Source organism: Ensifer sp. ENS07 (assembly GCF_014852185.1).
Lineage (GTDB): Bacteria > Pseudomonadota > Alphaproteobacteria > Rhizobiales > Rhizobiaceae > Ensifer > Ensifer adhaerens.
In genome coordinates, this window is record NZ_JACVBE010000001.1 from 1,075,428 (window position 1) to 1,090,984 (window position 15,557).

Annotated in this window: 14 protein-coding genes; 12 read left to right on the top strand and 2 right to left on the bottom strand. The window is 62.9% G+C overall.

What is annotated here, in order from left to right; all coding sequences use genetic code 11:
* Positions 1-35 precede the first annotated feature (35 nt).
* The 3 genes from lipA to IB277_RS05460 all read left to right on the top strand — a co-directional run bounded on the left by lipA (position 36) and on the right by IB277_RS05460 (position 2,148).
* A complete protein-coding gene (lipA, locus tag IB277_RS05450; RefSeq protein ID WP_034795803.1) occupies positions 36-1,007 on the top strand; it encodes a lipoyl synthase in 972 nt (323 codons plus the stop codon).
* Positions 1,008-1,098: 91 nt separating this feature from the next.
* Positions 1,099-1,689: an AAA family ATPase gene (locus tag IB277_RS05455; protein WP_089044599.1), complete on the top strand. Its 591-nt coding sequence runs from the start codon at positions 1,099-1,101 to the stop codon at positions 1,687-1,689.
* A 9-nt stretch (positions 1,690-1,698) separates the two neighbouring features.
* Complete coding sequence (locus IB277_RS05460; protein ID WP_060516918.1) at positions 1,699-2,148, top strand: type II toxin-antitoxin system RatA family toxin; 450 nt, start codon at positions 1,699-1,701, stop codon at positions 2,146-2,148.
* Here the strand turns inward: IB277_RS05460 and IB277_RS05465 are convergent.
* Together IB277_RS05465 and IB277_RS05470 are read right to left on the bottom strand one after the other, a co-directional pair.
* Positions 2,136-2,633 carry a CinA family protein gene (locus IB277_RS05465; RefSeq protein WP_090295710.1) on the bottom strand — a complete coding sequence of 166 codons (498 nt, stop codon included), beginning with the start codon at positions 2,631-2,633 and terminating at the stop codon, positions 2,136-2,138. The genes IB277_RS05460 and IB277_RS05465 overlap by 13 nt on opposite strands.
* Entirely contained in the window at positions 2,633-3,838 is a 1,206-nt protein-coding gene (locus IB277_RS05470) for a bifunctional 2-C-methyl-D-erythritol 4-phosphate cytidylyltransferase/2-C-methyl-D-erythritol 2,4-cyclodiphosphate synthase (protein WP_176960287.1), read from the bottom strand. Before IB277_RS05470 ends, IB277_RS05465 begins: the two co-directional genes overlap by 1 nt.
* A 148-nt stretch (positions 3,839-3,986) precedes the next feature.
* Between IB277_RS05470 and dusB the strand changes: the two genes are divergently transcribed.
* The 9 genes from dusB (at position 3,987) to hflX (ending at position 15,530) form a co-directional block, all read left to right on the top strand.
* Complete coding sequence (gene dusB / locus IB277_RS05475) at positions 3,987-5,030, top strand: tRNA dihydrouridine synthase DusB (protein ID WP_090295706.1); 1,044 nt, start codon at positions 3,987-3,989, stop codon at positions 5,028-5,030.
* The gene (locus IB277_RS05480) at positions 5,027-6,178 is read left to right on the top strand and encodes a nitrogen regulation protein NR(II) (RefSeq protein WP_034795779.1); all 1,152 of its coding nucleotides are present in this window, start codon (positions 5,027-5,029) and stop codon (positions 6,176-6,178) included. Before dusB ends, IB277_RS05480 begins: the two co-directional genes overlap by 4 nt.
* Positions 6,175-7,629 (top strand): nitrogen regulation protein NR(I), encoded by a 1,455-nt coding sequence (gene ntrC / locus IB277_RS05485; protein ID WP_034795776.1) that lies wholly within the window; start codon positions 6,175-6,177, stop codon positions 7,627-7,629. Before IB277_RS05480 ends, ntrC begins: the two co-directional genes overlap by 4 nt.
* A gap of 221 nt (positions 7,630-7,850) precedes the next feature.
* The gene (locus tag IB277_RS05490) at positions 7,851-10,121 is read left to right on the top strand and encodes a PAS domain-containing sensor histidine kinase (protein ID WP_090295703.1); all 2,271 of its coding nucleotides are present in this window, start codon (positions 7,851-7,853) and stop codon (positions 10,119-10,121) included.
* The gene (gene ntrX, locus IB277_RS05495) at positions 10,111-11,475 is read left to right on the top strand and encodes a two-component system response regulator NtrX (RefSeq protein ID WP_060582471.1); all 1,365 of its coding nucleotides are present in this window, start codon (positions 10,111-10,113) and stop codon (positions 11,473-11,475) included. The genes IB277_RS05490 and ntrX overlap by 11 nt, the downstream gene beginning before the upstream one ends.
* 48 nt (positions 11,476-11,523) lie before the next feature.
* Positions 11,524-12,900, top strand: coding sequence for a Trk system potassium transporter TrkA (trkA, locus tag IB277_RS05500; protein ID WP_034795767.1), 1,377 nt, complete (start codon positions 11,524-11,526; stop codon positions 12,898-12,900).
* Between the two features lie 10 nt (positions 12,901-12,910).
* Complete coding sequence (locus tag IB277_RS05505; RefSeq protein ID WP_090295701.1) at positions 12,911-13,774, top strand: D-amino-acid transaminase; 864 nt, start codon at positions 12,911-12,913, stop codon at positions 13,772-13,774.
* A gap of 109 nt (positions 13,775-13,883) precedes the next feature.
* Entirely contained in the window at positions 13,884-14,126 is a 243-nt protein-coding gene (gene hfq, locus IB277_RS05510) for an RNA chaperone Hfq (protein ID WP_003535434.1), read from the top strand.
* Positions 14,127-14,204: 78 nt separating this feature from the next.
* Complete coding sequence (hflX, locus tag IB277_RS05515) at positions 14,205-15,530, top strand: GTPase HflX (protein ID WP_060517394.1); 1,326 nt, start codon at positions 14,205-14,207, stop codon at positions 15,528-15,530.
* Positions 15,531-15,557 lie beyond the last annotated feature (27 nt).

Sequence of the window (15,557 nt, forward strand, 5' to 3'; positions counted from 1 at the left end):
CCTGATGCCGGACCCGCCGCGACGAGGAAGACAGTATGGTAACGGTGTTCGATGCCGTCTCTGACCGGGCGCAACGCGTCCGCCACCCGGAAAAGGCCCACAAGCCCGACACGGAAGTGATGCGCAAGCCGGAGTGGATCCGCGTCAAGGCGCCGATGTCCAAGGGCTACCAGGAGACGCGCGAGTTGGTGCGTTCGCACAAGCTCGTGACCGTGTGCGAGGAAGCCGGTTGCCCGAACATCGGCGAATGCTGGGACAAGAAGCACGCCACCTTCATGATCATGGGCGAGATCTGTACCCGCGCCTGCGCCTTCTGCAATGTCGCGACCGGGAAGCCGAATGCGCTCGACATGGAAGAGCCGGCCAACATCGCCAAGGCCGTCAAGCAGATGGGCCTCAGCCACGTCGTCATCACTTCGGTCGACCGTGACGATCTGGAAGATGGCGGCGCCGAACATTTCGAGAAGGTCATCTGGGCGATCCGCGAGGCCTCGCCGACGACCACGATCGAAATCCTGACGCCGGACTTCCTGAAGAAGCCGGGTGCGCTGGAACGCGTCGTTGCCGCCAAGCCTGACGTCTTCAACCACAATATGGAAACGGTTCCCGGCAACTATCTGACGGTCCGCCCGGGTGCGCGCTACTTCCACTCGGTCCGCCTGCTGCAGCGCGTGAAGGAACTGGACCCGACCATGTTCACCAAGTCCGGCATCATGGTCGGCCTCGGCGAAGAGCGCAACGAAGTGCTGCAGTTGATGGACGACCTGAGGACCGCCGATGTCGACTTCCTGACGATCGGCCAATACCTGCAGCCGACGCGCAAGCACCACAAGGTCGAAGCGTTCGTCACGCCCGAGGAGTTCAAGTCCTACGAGACTGTCGCCTACACCAAGGGCTTCCTGATGGTGTCGTCGAGCCCGCTGACGCGCTCGTCGCACCACGCCGGCGACGACTTTGCGCGGCTGCGTGCAGCCCGCGAAAAGAAGCTGGCGGCCGTGGCAGGCTGACGGCTCGGCCGCTCAAAAAATACCGAAACTCCGGCCCCGCGCCGGAGTTTCGCATTGGGTTTCCTTGTTCCCGAGTTCCGCGGGAGTTTCCATGGACCTGCCGTCAAAACCGGCAATCGTCAGCTATGTCGACGATGCCGTTGCCGCCGACCATATTCGCAGTGCCAGGCGTATCCTCGTTGTCGGGTGCTCCGGCGGCGGCAAGTCGACGCTTTCGCAGAAGCTCGCCCGTCAGTTCCAGTTGACCTACATCTCGATCGATCGCGATATCCGGTGGTTGCCGGGTTGGGCAGAGCGTGACCGGGCGGAGCAGCGCCAGCGCATTGTCGAGAGGATCGCCGCCGATCGCTGGGTCATGGATGGCACCGGTCCGTCCACATTCGATATCCGGGTGCCGAGAAGCGACATCGTGATCTGGGTGCGCATGCCGCGGCTTGTCTGCATATGGGGCGTCGTCACCCGCTGGCTGAAACATTTCGGCCGCACCCGCCCGGAGATGGCGCCGGGCTGCATCGAAAAGGTCGATTGGGATTTCCTTCAGTTCATCTGGACGTTTGAGCAGAAGTTTACGCCGCACATCGTCGCAGGTCTGGCGAAGCACGGCCCTGACGTGCCAGTTCTGCAGTTGAAATCGCGGCGCCAGATGCGCAGGCTCCTTGATCTTCTCGGTTCTCCCGCTTAACTCCCCTTTATGCCGCATTTCGAAACCAACCACGTCGTCAAGCACACCGCAGACCAGATGTTCGACCTCGTTGCCGACGTCGAACAGTATCCGCAGTTCCTGCCGCTCTGTGAGGCACTGACGGTACGCTCGCGCAAGGAGCGCGATGGAAAAGTGCTTCTGCTTGCCGATATGACCGTCGGTTACAAGGCGATCCGCGAGACCTTCACGACGCAGGTGCTGCTGAACAAGGCAGAGCGGACGATCGACGTCAAATACATCGACGGGCCGTTCAAATATCTCGACAACCGCTGGCGCTTCGAGCCTTCGGGCGAGGGGCAGTCGATCGTGCACTTCGACATCGACTACGAGTTCAAGAGCCGCATCCTCGGGGCCTTGATGGGCTCGATGTTCGACCGTGCCTTCCGCATGTTCTCCGACGCCTTCGAAAAGCGCGCCGACAGCATCTATTCGGCCTGAGCGATCTGCGTGAGCAGATCGAGTGCGGTGCGGATGGTCGCAAGCCTTATGTTGCTGCGGCCGATATCGCCGTAGCGCATCTCGCGATGCAGCAGCGCGCCGTTTCGCCCTGCCGCAGCGAGATGCACAAGGCCGACAGGCTTTTCAGCCGAACCACCGCTCGGCCCAGCAATGCCGGTGACGGCAACGGCGAAGTCAGCCGCCGAATGCGCGATTGCGCCCTGTGCCATCTCGATCGCCGTCTGCCGCGAGACGGCACCATGGGCGACGAGCGTCGCCGTCTCGACGCCGAGCATTGCGACCTTTGCCTCATTGGAATAGGTGACGAAGCCGCGGTCGAGGACTGCGGACGAGCCGGAGATCTCGGTCAGCGCCCCGGAGATCAGGCCACCAGTGCAGGATTCGGCGGTTGCCACCTTGAGGCCATGTGCCGTGAACTGCGCGATGATCTCACTGGCTTTGACTTCGATGTCGGCGGACCACATCACGAAAGGTTCCCATAGACGACCGTCGCCGTGGCGATCGCGGCGATGCCTTCGTCGCGGCCGACGAAACCAAGGCGTTCGTTGGTCGTTGCCTTGACCGAGCACCGGTCGAGTGAAATCCCCAGCATGTCCGAGAGATTTTCGCGCATCGTCAGGCGGTGCGGCCCGACCTTCGGCGCTTCGGCGATCAGCGAAACGTCTGCATTGGTGATGATGCCGCCGCGCTCGCGCACGATTTTGGCCGCGTGCTCCAGGAAGATGCGCGACGGCGCGCCCTTCCATTGCGGGTCGGACGGCGGGAAATGGTCGCCGATGTCACCGGCGCCGCAGGTGGCAAGCAATGCGTCGGTCAGCGCATGCAGCGCTACGTCGGCATCGGAATGGCCGGAAAGTTTCTTGGTGTGCGCAATGAAGACGCCACAGAGCGTGACGCCGTCGCCCTCGACGAGCTGGTGCACGTCGTAGCCGTTGCCAGTGCGCACATCGGGCAGGGGGGTGCGCTTGAGTTTTTCGTCGGCCATGGCGATATCCCTTTTCAGCGTAAGCTTGACGTTGTCGACGGCGCCTTCGACGAGCACGACCTTGAGGCCGGCCCATTCGGCGATCGACGCGTCGTCGGTAAAATCCGTGCGGCCGCTTCTCGCCGCCTCCCGGTGAGCGGCAAGAATTGCCTGGAGATCGAATGTCTGAGGCGTCTGCGCGCCGTAGAGGCCGTCGCGCGGCACGGTTTCCGTGACCGTGCCATCTTTGCCGGCACGCTTCAGCGTGTCTGCGACGGCGACCGCCGGCAGTACGGCCCTGACGTCCTCACTCAATGCCGCAACGCACCGCGACAGCAGCGCGTGATCGGCAAAGGGGCGCACCGCATCGTGGATCATCACGCGGCGCGCGCCGATGTCGGCCAGGGCTTCGAGGCCGGCGAGCACCGATATCTGCCGGGTCGCGCCGCCGTGGACGATGATCACATCCTCGGCCACCGAGCGTTTGCGTGCGGCGTTAAACAGCGCCTCGTCGTCCGGATGGATGACGACGACGATCGGACCGGCGCCCGGCCATGTCGCGAAAGTGTCAAGCGTATGGGCGATAACGGGGCGGTCGCCGATGGTTCGGTACTGCTTCGGGCCCTCGGCGGATTGCCCGGCGCGTTCGCCGCGTCCTGCCGCAACGATAACCACGCCGCACTTGAACTGTTCTTGAGGCTGCATTTTCTGTATGAGGTCCCGCATTCGCCGATCTTCGCCGTGATGTACCGCGAAGGGTCGTGCTTTGCCAGCTGAGCTTAGAATTTTGCGCGCCGCGCCGAAATCGCTTGGCAAGTCCGAGAACAATGTCTAAAAATAGTGCAGGAACAACATGTGCCTGAAAGATATGCATTTGCCAATTCCGGCTCTTTCGTCTCCGCTTCGCATCGGATCCATCGAAATCCGCAACCGAGTTGCGCTCGCGCCGATGTCCGGCGTCACCGATCTCCCATTCCGGCGGCTTGCCTGGCGCTTCGGTGCGGGTTTCGTCGTGACTGAAATGGTGGCGAGCCGTGAACTGGTCGGCAATGCCCAGGAATCCTGGGCGCGGCTGAAGAACTCCGGGATCGAGCCGCACATCGTCCAGCTTGCGGGCCGTGAGGCCCATTGGATGGCGGAGGCCGCGAAGATCGCTGCCGACAATGGCGCCGACATCATCGACATCAATATGGGCTGCCCGGCAAAGAAGGTGACGGGCGGTTACTCCGGTTCGGCCCTGATGCGCGACCCCGATCACGCTTTGTCGCTGGTTGAGGCGACCGTCAACGCCGTCGATGTGCCCGTGACGCTGAAGATGCGGCTCGGCTGGGATGAAAACTCGATCAATGCGCCGCTGATTGCCAAGCGCGCCGAAGAGGCGGGCGTGAAGGCAATTACCGTGCACGGCCGCACGCGCATGCAGTTCTACAACGGCAAGGCGGATTGGGATGCGATCCGATTGGTCCGCGACGTCGTTACCGTGCCGCTGGTCGCCAATGGTGACGTGGAGACGGTCGCCGATGCGGAAAAGATTCTCCGCCGATCGGGCGCGGACGCCGTCATGGCCGGCCGGTCCTCGCAGGGGCGCCCGTGGCACGTCGGGCTTCTCGCCGGGGCGGTCACGCATCCGTCAGCGGCGGAGGTCGCCGATATCTTTGCGGAGCACTACGAGATGATGCTCGAATTCTATGGCGTTGAGGTCGGCCTCCGGCATGCCCGCAAGCATGTCGCCTGGTATCTCGATCGCGCCGCCCCTGACCTTGCGGGTCCGGAAAAGGCCGCAATCCTGACATCGACCGATGCCCGTTTCGTCCGCGACAGAGCCCGTGCGGCGATGCTCGACGCCGCCTCGAGTAAGCCGGAAGGCGAGGCGGTCGCAGAAGGAATTGCCGCATGACCGAGAAACCGAGCATGCCGGATGCCGTCGCCAACGGTCTGTCGATGGCGGTTCTGAACGCCATCCAGAACCCGGTGATCATGGTGGACGCCAAGGGTCTCGTCGCCTTTGCCAACTGGGAGGCCGAATCGTTTTTCGGCGCCAGCGCCAACCACCTGGCGCGCCATGACATCAGCGCCTTCATTCCCTTTGGTAGTCCGCTGCTGACGCTGATCGAGCAGGTGCGCGAGCGCAAGGCGCCGGTCAACGAGTATCGCGTCGACCTGAGTTCGCCGCGCCTTGGGGCCGACAAGCTCGTCGATCTCTATGTCGCCCCTGTACTGTCCGAGCCGGGTGCGGTCGTCGTGGTCTTCCAGGAGCGTTCGATGGCCGACAAGATCGACCGGCAGCTGACGCATCGCGGCGCTGCCCGTTCGGTGACCGGTCTCGCCTCGATGCTGGCGCATGAAATCAAGAACCCACTCTCAGGCATCCGCGGTGCTGCGCAACTGCTGGAGACCTCCGCCAACGACGAGGACCGCGCGCTGACGCGGCTGATCTGCGACGAGACCGACCGCATCGTTTCGCTGGTCGATCGCATGGAGGTGTTTTCCGACGAGCGCCCCGTCGATCGCGTGCCGCTGAACATCCATTCGGTGCTCGACCACGTGAAGGCGATCGCCAAGGCCGGCTTCGCCCGCCACATCAAGTTCGCGGAGCACTACGATCCGTCGCTGCCGCCCGTCTATGCCAACCGCGATCAGCTGGTTCAGGTGTTCCTGAACCTGATCAAGAATGCGGCCGAAGCGATCGGCGAACGCCACGACGGCGAAATCCTGCTGACGACCGCCTACCGGCCGGGCATTCGCCTGTCGGTTGCCGGGACGCGCGAGAAGATCTCGCTGCCGCTGGAATTCTGCGTGCACGACAATGGCCCAGGCGTCCCTCAGGACCTGCTGCCGCTCTTGTTTGACCCCTTCATCACCACCAAGACCAATGGTTCAGGCCTGGGTCTCGCTCTGGTTGCCAAGATCATCGGCGGCCATGGCGGGATCGTCGAATGCGACAGCCAGCAGAACCGCACCACCTTCCGCGTGCTGATGCCTGCCTCCAAGGGCCAGGCCGCGGATGACGACGACATGCCGATGACAAAAGGAAACCTTGCATGACCGGTGCCACGATCCTCGTCGCGGATGACGATGCCGCCATTCGCACCGTGCTGAACCAGGCGCTCAGCCGCGCCGGCTACGATGTCCGCATCACCTCCAACGCGGCGACGCTGTGGCGCTGGATTGCGGCGGGCGATGGCGATCTGGTCGTGACCGACGTGGTGATGCCGGACGAAAACGCCTTCGATCTTCTCCCGCGCATCAAGAAGGCGCGCCCCGACCTGCCAGTGCTGGTCATGAGCGCCCAGAACACATTCATGACGGCGATCAAGGCCTCGGAGAAGGGCGCCTACGACTATCTGCCGAAGCCTTTCGACCTGACCGAGTTGATCGGCATCATCGGCCGGGCGCTGTCGGAGCCGAAGCGCCGGCCGGCAAAGCTCGACGACGACACCCAGGACGGCATGCCGCTGGTCGGCCGCTCGGCTGCGATGCAGGAAATCTACCGGGTGCTGGCGCGCCTGATGCAGACCGACCTGACCCTGATGATTACCGGAGAGTCCGGCACCGGCAAGGAGCTTGTTGCACGCGCGCTGCACGACTATGGCAAGCGCCGCAACGGCCCTTTCGTGGCGATCAACATGGCGGCGATCCCGCGCGACCTGATCGAATCGGAACTGTTCGGCCACGAGAAGGGCGCCTTTACCGGTGCGCAGATGCGCTCGACCGGGCGTTTCGAGCAGGCCGAAGGCGGAACGCTCTTCCTCGACGAAATCGGCGACATGCCGATGGACGCGCAGACGCGTCTTCTACGGGTCTTGCAGCAGGGGGAATATACGACCGTCGGCGGCCGCACGCCGATCCGCTCCGACGTGCGTATTGTCGCGGCAACCAACAAGGACCTGAAGCAGTCGATCAATCAGGGCCTGTTCCGCGAAGACCTCTACTATCGTCTGAACGTCGTGCCGCTGCGGTTGCCGCCGCTGCGCGACCGTGCCGAGGACATTCCGGACCTCGTGCGCCACTTCGTCCAGCAAGCGGAAAAGGAAGGCTTGGACGTCAAGCGCTTCGACCATGAGGCGCTGGAGCTGATGAAGGCGCACCCCTGGCCGGGCAACGTTCGCGAGCTGGAGAACCTGGTGCGGCGCCTGACGGCACTTTATCCACAGGATGTCATCAGCCGCGAGATCATCGAAAACGAGCTTCGCTCCGAGATCCCGGATAGCCCGATCGAGAAGGCGGCGGCGCGTCCGGGCTCGCTGACGATTTCGCAGGCGGTCGAAGAAAATATGCGCCAGTATTTCGCAAGCTTTGGCGAGGCCTTGCCTCCGGCCGGCCTTTACGACCGGGTACTTGCGGAAATGGAGTATCCGCTGATCCTCGCAGCGCTCACCGCCACCCGCGGCAACCAGATCAAGGCGGCCGATCTGCTCGGCCTCAACCGCAACACGCTGCGCAAGAAGATCCGCGAGCTCGGTGTTTCGGTCTATCGCAGCTCACGCAGCGCTTGACTTGGTCGCACCCACCGTTGCATTTTCGCCACAATGCGTTGCTTGAACGGATAACGGCCGCCGAATCGCGCGTCGTTGCCGTCCTGTTCAATCGATTTGACCCAATCGATTGACGGGGGTGCAGCGCGGCAGCCCATCTGGGTGGTGAGGTCAACCTTTGACCCGAGAATGCAAGCAAGAGATGCCGTCGCCGGCCGGCGACGGTTGGGGGAACGCTTTTCATGGTGGACGCAATGGCCTTGCCGCTGGGCACAGATGAGGGACTGGCGGCGCAGGATCGCCGTGGCTCCTTTGCCCTGCCGGGCCTGATGTTGGCAACCGGCGCGCTGATCTGTGCGACCGTTTCCCTGCTCGTGCTTCTCGGCCTGACGCCAATCAAGCTCGAACGAAATATCGTCATCGCCTGTGCGGCGATCAACAGCCTCTTCGTCGTCGGCCTCATCTATCTGATCGCCCGTGAAATCCTGCGTCTCCTGCGCGCCCGCCACAAAGGCCGTGCCGCAGCGCGACTGCACGTGCGCATCGTCGCGCTGTTTTCAATCGTGGCGATCACGCCGGCGGTTCTCGTCGCGATCTTTGCCAGCATCACGCTCGATGTCGGCCTTGACCGCTGGTTTTCGCTCCGAACCCAGGCGATCGTCCGCTCCTCGATCAACGTGGCGCAGGCCTATGTGCTCGAGAATGCCAGCTATCTCCAGGGCCAGACCGTGTCGATGGCGAACGACCTCGAGCGCAACCGTCAGCTCTACAGCCTCGACCGCACGGGCTTTGCCGAGCTGATGACCCGCCAGGCGCGCGGACGCGGTATGCTGGGCGCCTTTCTTGTGCGTGCCGACGGCAGCCCCATCGTGCAGGCCAACATCTCGACCGATCGGCCGCTGCCGGCGATCCCGCCGGATGCGTTGAAGAGTTCCGTCTCTGGCCAGCCGACTCTGATCCCGCCGGGGATTACCAACCTTGTCGGCGCGGTCATCCCGCTCGACGACATCCCGGGCACCTTCCTCTACACGGTTCGAAACGTCGATCCGGAGGTGATGCGCTCGCTCCGGCTGATGGAGGAGAACACCGCCGAGTACAAGATGCTCGAGGCCGGGCGAACCTTCACCCAGATCGCCTTCGGCGTCCTCTATCTCGGCTTTGCCCTCATCGTACTGCTTGCCGCGATCTGGACCGCGATCGCAGTCGCTGACCGGATTGTCCGGCCCATCCGCCAGCTGATCGGTGCCGCCGACAGCGTCGCTTCCGGCAATCTCGATGTCGTCGTGCCGGTGCGCGCCGTCGATGGCGACGTCGGTAATCTGTCACGAACCTTCAACAAGATGGTTTCTGAGATCCGCAGCCAGCAGGAGCAGATCCTGGAGGCCAAGGACGAAGTAGACCACCGCCGCCGCTTCATCGAGGCGGTTCTGTCGGGCGTGACCGCGGCTGTCATCGGTGTCGGTCGTGACCGCCAGATCACCATTGCCAATCCGTCGTCCGAAGATTTCCTGAAGAAGGCCGCGCCGGATCTTCTCGGTGCCGATCTCAGGCAGATCGCGCCCGAGATCGAGGAGGTCCTGGTCGAGGCCGAAGGGCGCCATCGCAACGATTACCGCAAGCAGATCAACGTCATGCGCGGCGGAACCGAGCGCACGCTGAACGTTCAGGTGACGCGCGAAGAGGGCGGCGAGGCGAACGAATCCTACGTCATCACCATCGACGACATCACCGATCTCGTCATCGCCCAGCGCTCGACCGCCTGGGCGGACGTGGCGCGCCGCATCGCCCACGAGATCAAGAACCCGCTGACGCCGATCCAGCTTTCCGCCGAGCGCCTGAAGCGGCGCTACGGCAAACAGATCAATCAGGACGACAAAGCCGTTTTCGACCAGTGCACGGACACCATCGTGCGCCAGGTGGAAGACATCGGACGCATGGTGGACGAGTTCTCGGCCTTCGCGCGCATGCCGAAGCCGACAAAGGAACGGGCGGATCTTCGCGCGATCCTGAAGGATGCAGTGTTCCTGCGCGAAATGGGCAACAACCACATCAACTTCGTGCGCGACTTCGGCGAGGAGCCGCTTGAGGGCTTGTTCGACGGGCGCATGCTTGGCCAGGCCTTCGGCAACATCGTCAAGAATGCCGTGGAATCGATCGAGGCGGTGCCGGCGGATGCGGTCCGCGGCCAGCCTGTCGTCGTGGCGCGTGCGCGAACCGATGCGGCGACCGGCCAGTTCGTCGTCGACATCATCGACAACGGCAAGGGTCTGCCCACGGAAAATCGGCACCGTATTCTGGAGCCATACATGACGATGCGCGAGAAGGGCACGGGCCTGGGTCTCGCCATCGTCAAGAAGATCATTGAGGACCATGGCGGACAATTGGAATTGCACGACGCGCCTGCCGAATACGACGGTGGTGTCGGGGCGATGATCCGCGTGATCCTGCCGCCTGCCGGAGAAACCGGGGGCGAAGAGAGTTTGAAGGATAAGGGTGCGAGCGATGGCCGCTGATATTCTGGTTGTGGACGATGAGGAAGATATCCGCGAGATCGTGTCGGGTATCCTGTCCGACGAGGGGCACGAAACGCGCACCGCCTTCGACAGCGACAGCGCGCTGGCGGCGATCAGCGATCGCGTGCCGCGGCTGGTCTTCCTCGACATCTGGATGCAGGGAAGCCGCCTCGACGGCCTGGCGCTGCTCGACGAGATCAAGGGGCGGCACCCGGATCTTCCGGTTGTCATGATTTCCGGTCACGGCAACATCGAGACCGCGGTCAACGCCATCAAGCGCGGCGCCTATGATTTCATCGAGAAGCCCTTCAAGGCCGACCGTCTGATCCTGATCGCCGAACGGGCGCTGGAAAATTCCAAGCTCAAGCGCGAAGTCTCGGAGCTGAAGAAGAAGTCCGGCGATCCGGTCGAGCTGATCGGCACGTCCGTTGCCGTCTCGCAGCTTCGCCAGACGGTCGAAAAGGTCGCGCCGACCAACAGCCGCATCATGATCCAGGGGCCCTCGGGTTCCGGTAAGGAACTGGTCGCGCGCATGATCCACCGCAAGTCGACGCGATCGACGGGCCCCTTCGTGGCGCTGAACGCAGCGGCGATCACGCCGGACCGAATGGAAATCGCCCTCTTCGGGACCGAGGGCACGCCGGGCCAGCCGCGCCGCACGGGCGCGCTCGAGGAAGCCCATGGCGGCATCCTTTATCTCGACGAGATCGGCGAAATGCCGCGCGAGACGCAGAACAAGATCCTGCGCGTGCTCGTCGACCAGCAGTTCGAGCGTGTCGGCGGCACCAAACGCGTGAAGGTCGACGTCCGGATCATCTCGTCGACGGCCTACAATCTCGAAAACATGATCTCCGAGGGCCTGTTCCGCGAAGACCTGTTCCACCGGCTGGCGGTCATTCCGGTTCGTGTTCCGGCACTCGCCGAGCGGCGCGAAGACATTCCGTTCCTCGTCGACATGTTCATGCGCCAGGTCAGCGAGCAGGCGGGCATCCGTCCGCGCAAGATCGGCGACGACGCGCTGGCGGTGCTGCAGGCGCATGACTGGCCGGGCAACATCCGCCAGCTTCGCAACAACATCGAGCGGCTGATGATCCTTGCCCGCAGCGACGGTCCGGATACGCCGATCTCGGCCGACATGCTGCCGACCGAAGTGGGTGACACCCTGCCGAAGATTTCGGCCCAGGGCGACCAGCACATCATGACCTTGCCGTTGCGCGAGGCTCGCGAAATGTTCGAACGTGATTATCTGATCGCGCAGATCAACCGATTCGGCGGCAATATTTCGCGCACGGCGGAGTTTGTCGGTATGGAGCGGTCGGCGCTGCATCGGAAGCTGAAGTCGCTGGGCGTCTGAACCGGAATTTCCGGCCAACCCGCCCGCGCTCGCATGTGAAAGAACGACATGAAGGTAGTCATTTGTGGCGCGGGGCAGGTCGGTTACGGCATTGCCGAGCGACTGGCGCAGGAAGACAACGACGTTTCGGTGATCGATACGTCGGCGGCGCTGATCGCCAACATCACCGAGAGCCTCGACGTGCGCGGTTACGTCGGCCATGGCGCGCATCCGGATGTGCTCGCCAAGGCGGGTGCTGACCAGGCCGACATGCTGATTGCGGTCACGCTGTCCGACGAAGTCAACATCGTCGCCTGTGAAGTGGCGCACGCGATCTTCAACGTGCCGACGAAGGTTGCGCGCATTCGGGCGCAGAGCTATCTCGCGCCTGAGTATGCGAACCTGTTTTCGCGCGAGAACGTGCCGATCGACGTCACCATCTCGCCCGAAGTTGAGGTCGGGCGGCTCGTGCTGCGGCGCATTTCCTTTCCCGGCGCGATCGACGTTGTGCGTTTCGCCGATGACCGCATCGCCATGGTCGCCTTCGAGTGCCTGGAAGACTGTCCCGTCGTCGGCACGCCGCTGCAACAGTTGAGCGAACTGTTTCCTGACCTGCTTGCGACCGTCACCGGCATTTTCCGCAACGGCAAGGTGATCGTGCCCCATTCCGACGACCAGTTGCAGGCGGGCGATATCGCCTATGTCGTTTGCGATCGGGATCATGCGCGGCGCACGCTTACGCTCTTCGGCCACGAAGAGCAGGAGGCGCGGCGCATCATCATTTTCGGCGGCGGCAATGTCGGCTATTTCGTCGCCAAGACGATCGAGGAACACCAGCCGCGCACGCGGGTGAAGCTGATCGAGAGCGATCGCGACCGCGCGGTGATGATGGCCGACAAGTTGAGCAGCACGGTCGTCCTCAACGGGTCGGCCATGGACCAGCGGATCCTCGCGCAGGCCGATGTCCAGGACGCCGATCTCGTCGTGGCGCTCACGAACAACGACCAGATCAACATCCTCGGCAGTATGATGGCGAAACACCTGGGTGCAAAGTCCACACTCGTCCTCATCAACGAACCGTCCTACCAGGATTTTGCCGCGACTGCCGGCGTCGACGCCTATGTGAACCCGCGCGCGGTGACCATTTCGCGCGTGCTGCAGCATGTCCGCAAGGGCCGCATCCGCTCGGTCTATGCGGTGCAGAAGGGCATGGCCGAGGTGATCGAGGCCGAGGCTCTGGAAACGTCGCCGCTCGTCGGCAAGGCCCTGCGCGACCTCGAACTTCCCGACGGAATCCGCATCGGCGCGCTCTATCGCGACAAGACGTTCATCCGCCCTGATGGCGCCACCCGGATCAAGGCGAAGGACCGCGTCGTGCTCTTTGCCACGGCCGATGCGGTGCGCCATGTCGAGCAATTGTTCCGCGTCAGCATCCAGTATTTCTAAGGTCGAGACGATGTCCCGAATTGCCTATGTCAACGGCGCCTACGTGCCGCACGCGGACGCCGGCGTCCATATCGAGGACCGCGGCTATCAGTTTGCGGACGGCGTCTATGAGGTCTGCGAGGTGCGTCACGGCTATATCGTCGATCTCACCCGTCATCTCGATCGCCTCGGCCGCTCGCTCAGCGAACTGCGCATCGACTGGCCGATGACAAGGGCCGCGCTCGTCCACGTGATCCGCGAAGTTATCCGGCGCAACCGGGTGAGAAACGGCCTGTTCTACATGCAGGTCACGCGCGGCGTGGCGCGCCGCGATCACGTCTTTCCCGTAGCGGAAACACGCCCGTCGATCGTGGTGACGGCGAAGCGCACCGACGCTGCAGCCATTGCCAGGAAGGCGACCCATGGCATTGCGGCGATCACGGTGCCGGAAAACCGTTGGGATCGTGTCGACATCAAGTCGGTCGGGCTTCTGCCCAACGTGCTGGCGCGCCAGAAGGCCAAGGAGGAAGGCGCACAGGAGGCGATCTTCGTCGATGCCGACGGCACGGTGAAGGAAGGCGCAGCGACCAATGTCTGGATTGTCGATCGCGACGGAAACCTGCGCACACGACCGGCAGAACACGGCATCCTCAAGGGAATCACCCGCACCACCTTGATGGATGTAGCGGTGCCGCTTGGGCTTAAAATCGAGGAGAGGGCGTTCTCGGGCGATGAGATGCTCGCGGCGCGCGAAGTGTTTATTACGGCCGCCACCAGCATCTGTTTTCCGGTCGTTTCGATCGACGGCAAGCCGATCGGCAACGGCCATCCAGGAAGCATAGCACAGAATATTCGCGAAGCCTTTTTCGGCGTTGCGGAAAAGACATTGATTTGATACCAACTCTGAAGAGGTGTCGGGGAAGGTACTTGTGGCGCCTCTGATTGCTGAATTTGACAAAAATGCACCGGCGCAAAACGCCGGCAAATAAGAAAGAAGCGGCGCGATGGCGGAACGTTCTCAAAACTTGCAGGATCTCTTTCTCAATACGGTCCGCAAGCAAAAGATTTCCTTGACAATTTTTCTCATCAACGGCGTCAAGCTTACCGGCGTTGTAACCTCGTTCGACAACTTCTGCGTCCTGCTGCGTCGCGACGGCCACTCGCAACTGGTCTACAAGCACGCGATCTCGACCATCATGCCCGGCCAGCCGCTGCAGATGTTCGAGAACGAAGAAGCCGCATCCTGACGGGACGTTAGGCACATTACCAAACGTGATTCAAAATTGTCGTCGATCATTCCGGAGCTCGAGAAGCTCCGCGACGACATGCGCGCGGTCGTCATCGTTCCAGTCTTGAAAAAGACCGGACGGCAGTCCGCAGATATGCTCTCGACCACCACGACGCGCTCGGACGAAAGTCGCCTCGAAGAGGCGACCGGTCTCGCCATGGCGATCGATCTTGAGGTCGTGCATGGCGCCATCGTTCCGGTGGCGCAGCCGAAGCCGGGCACCTTGCTTGGTACCGGCAAGATCGAAGAGATTGGCCACATCCTCGTCGAGCTCGATGCCGGTCTTGTCATCGTCGACCATCCGCTGACGCCGGTGCAACAGCGCAATCTCGAGAAGGAATGGAACGCCAAGGTCATCGACCGTACGGGCCTCATTCTCGAAATCTTCGGCCGCCGCGCCTCCACCAAGGAAGGCACGCTGCAGGTCGATCTCGCGCATCTCAACTATCAGAAGGGCCGCCTGGTCCGAAGCTGGACCCACCTTGAGCGCCAGCGCGGCGGTGGCGGCTTCATGGGCGGTCCGGGTGAAACCCAGATCGAAGCGGACCGGCGCTTGCTGCAGGATCGCATCGTCAAGCTCGAGCGCGAGTTGGAGCAGGTGCGCCGCACGCGGCAGTTGCATCGCTCTAAGCGCAAGAAGGTACCGCACCCGATCGTCGCCCTCGTCGGCTACACCAATGCCGGCAAGTCGACGCTGTTCAACCGCATGACCGGGGCAGGCGTTCTGGCCGAGGATATGCTGTTTGCGACGCTCGACCCGACGCTTCGGCGGCTGAAGCTGCCGCATGGCCGGATGGTCATCCTCTCCGACACTGTCGGCTTCATTTCCGACCTGCCGACCCATCTGGTCGCCGCGTTTCGCGCGACGCTGGAAGAGGTGCTGGAGGCGGATCTGATCCTGCATGTCCGCGACCTCTCGGACCCGGACAACCAGGCACAAGCAAGCGACGTTCTCAGAATCCTGTCCGATCTCGGCATCGACGAGAAGGAGGCCTCCGAGCGCCTGATCGAGGTCTGGAACAAGATCGACCGGTTGGATGACGAATCACGCGAGGCATTGCGCGGCAAAGCGGCGACGTCCAACAACACGGTTGCCGTTTCCGCGATCACCGGTGACGGCGTCGACGAACTGCTCGCCGAAATCGGCCGTCGTCTTTCCGGCGTCCTGACGGAATGCACTGTCGTTCTCGGCATCGATCAGCTGCAGCTTCTGCCCTGGGTCTACCAGCACGCGATCGTCGACGGTCGCGAGGACCTGGAAGATGGGCGGGTGAGCCTTGATCTCAGGTTGACCGAGAACGAGGCCTCCGAGCTGGAGCGTCGCCTCGGAAACGGGCCGAAGCCCGTCGAGGAAGACTGGTAAGCTGTAGCTTTCCCGGGGTTGGCGGCT

Excerpts from the sequence above, each read along its gene's own strand:
- IB277_RS05460 (WP_060516918.1), top strand. The coding sequence starts at position 1,699 with ATGCCGCATTTCGAAACCAACCACGTCGTCAAGCACACCGCAGACCAG.
- ntrC (WP_034795776.1), top strand. The coding sequence starts at position 6,175 with ATGACCGGTGCCACGATCCTCGTCGCGGATGACGATGCCGCCATTCGC.
- IB277_RS05455 (WP_089044599.1), top strand. The coding sequence starts at position 1,099 with ATGGACCTGCCGTCAAAACCGGCAATCGTCAGCTATGTCGACGATGCC.
- IB277_RS05470 (WP_176960287.1), bottom strand. The coding sequence starts at position 3,838 with ATGCAGCCTCAAGAACAGTTCAAGTGCGGCGTGGTTATCGTTGCGGCA.
- hfq (WP_003535434.1), top strand. The coding sequence starts at position 13,884 with ATGGCGGAACGTTCTCAAAACTTGCAGGATCTCTTTCTCAATACGGTC.
- hflX (WP_060517394.1), top strand. The coding sequence starts at position 14,205 with ATGCGCGCGGTCGTCATCGTTCCAGTCTTGAAAAAGACCGGACGGCAG.
- IB277_RS05505 (WP_090295701.1), top strand. The coding sequence starts at position 12,911 with ATGTCCCGAATTGCCTATGTCAACGGCGCCTACGTGCCGCACGCGGAC.
- IB277_RS05465 (WP_090295710.1), bottom strand. The coding sequence starts at position 2,633 with ATGTGGTCCGCCGACATCGAAGTCAAAGCCAGTGAGATCATCGCGCAG.
- ntrX (WP_060582471.1), top strand. The coding sequence starts at position 10,111 with ATGGCCGCTGATATTCTGGTTGTGGACGATGAGGAAGATATCCGCGAG.
- IB277_RS05480 (WP_034795779.1), top strand. The coding sequence starts at position 5,027 with ATGACCGAGAAACCGAGCATGCCGGATGCCGTCGCCAACGGTCTGTCG.
- lipA (WP_034795803.1), top strand. The coding sequence starts at position 36 with ATGGTAACGGTGTTCGATGCCGTCTCTGACCGGGCGCAACGCGTCCGC.
- IB277_RS05490 (WP_090295703.1), top strand. The coding sequence starts at position 7,851 with ATGGTGGACGCAATGGCCTTGCCGCTGGGCACAGATGAGGGACTGGCG.
- dusB (WP_090295706.1), top strand. The coding sequence starts at position 3,987 with ATGTGCCTGAAAGATATGCATTTGCCAATTCCGGCTCTTTCGTCTCCG.
- trkA (WP_034795767.1), top strand. The coding sequence starts at position 11,524 with ATGAAGGTAGTCATTTGTGGCGCGGGGCAGGTCGGTTACGGCATTGCC.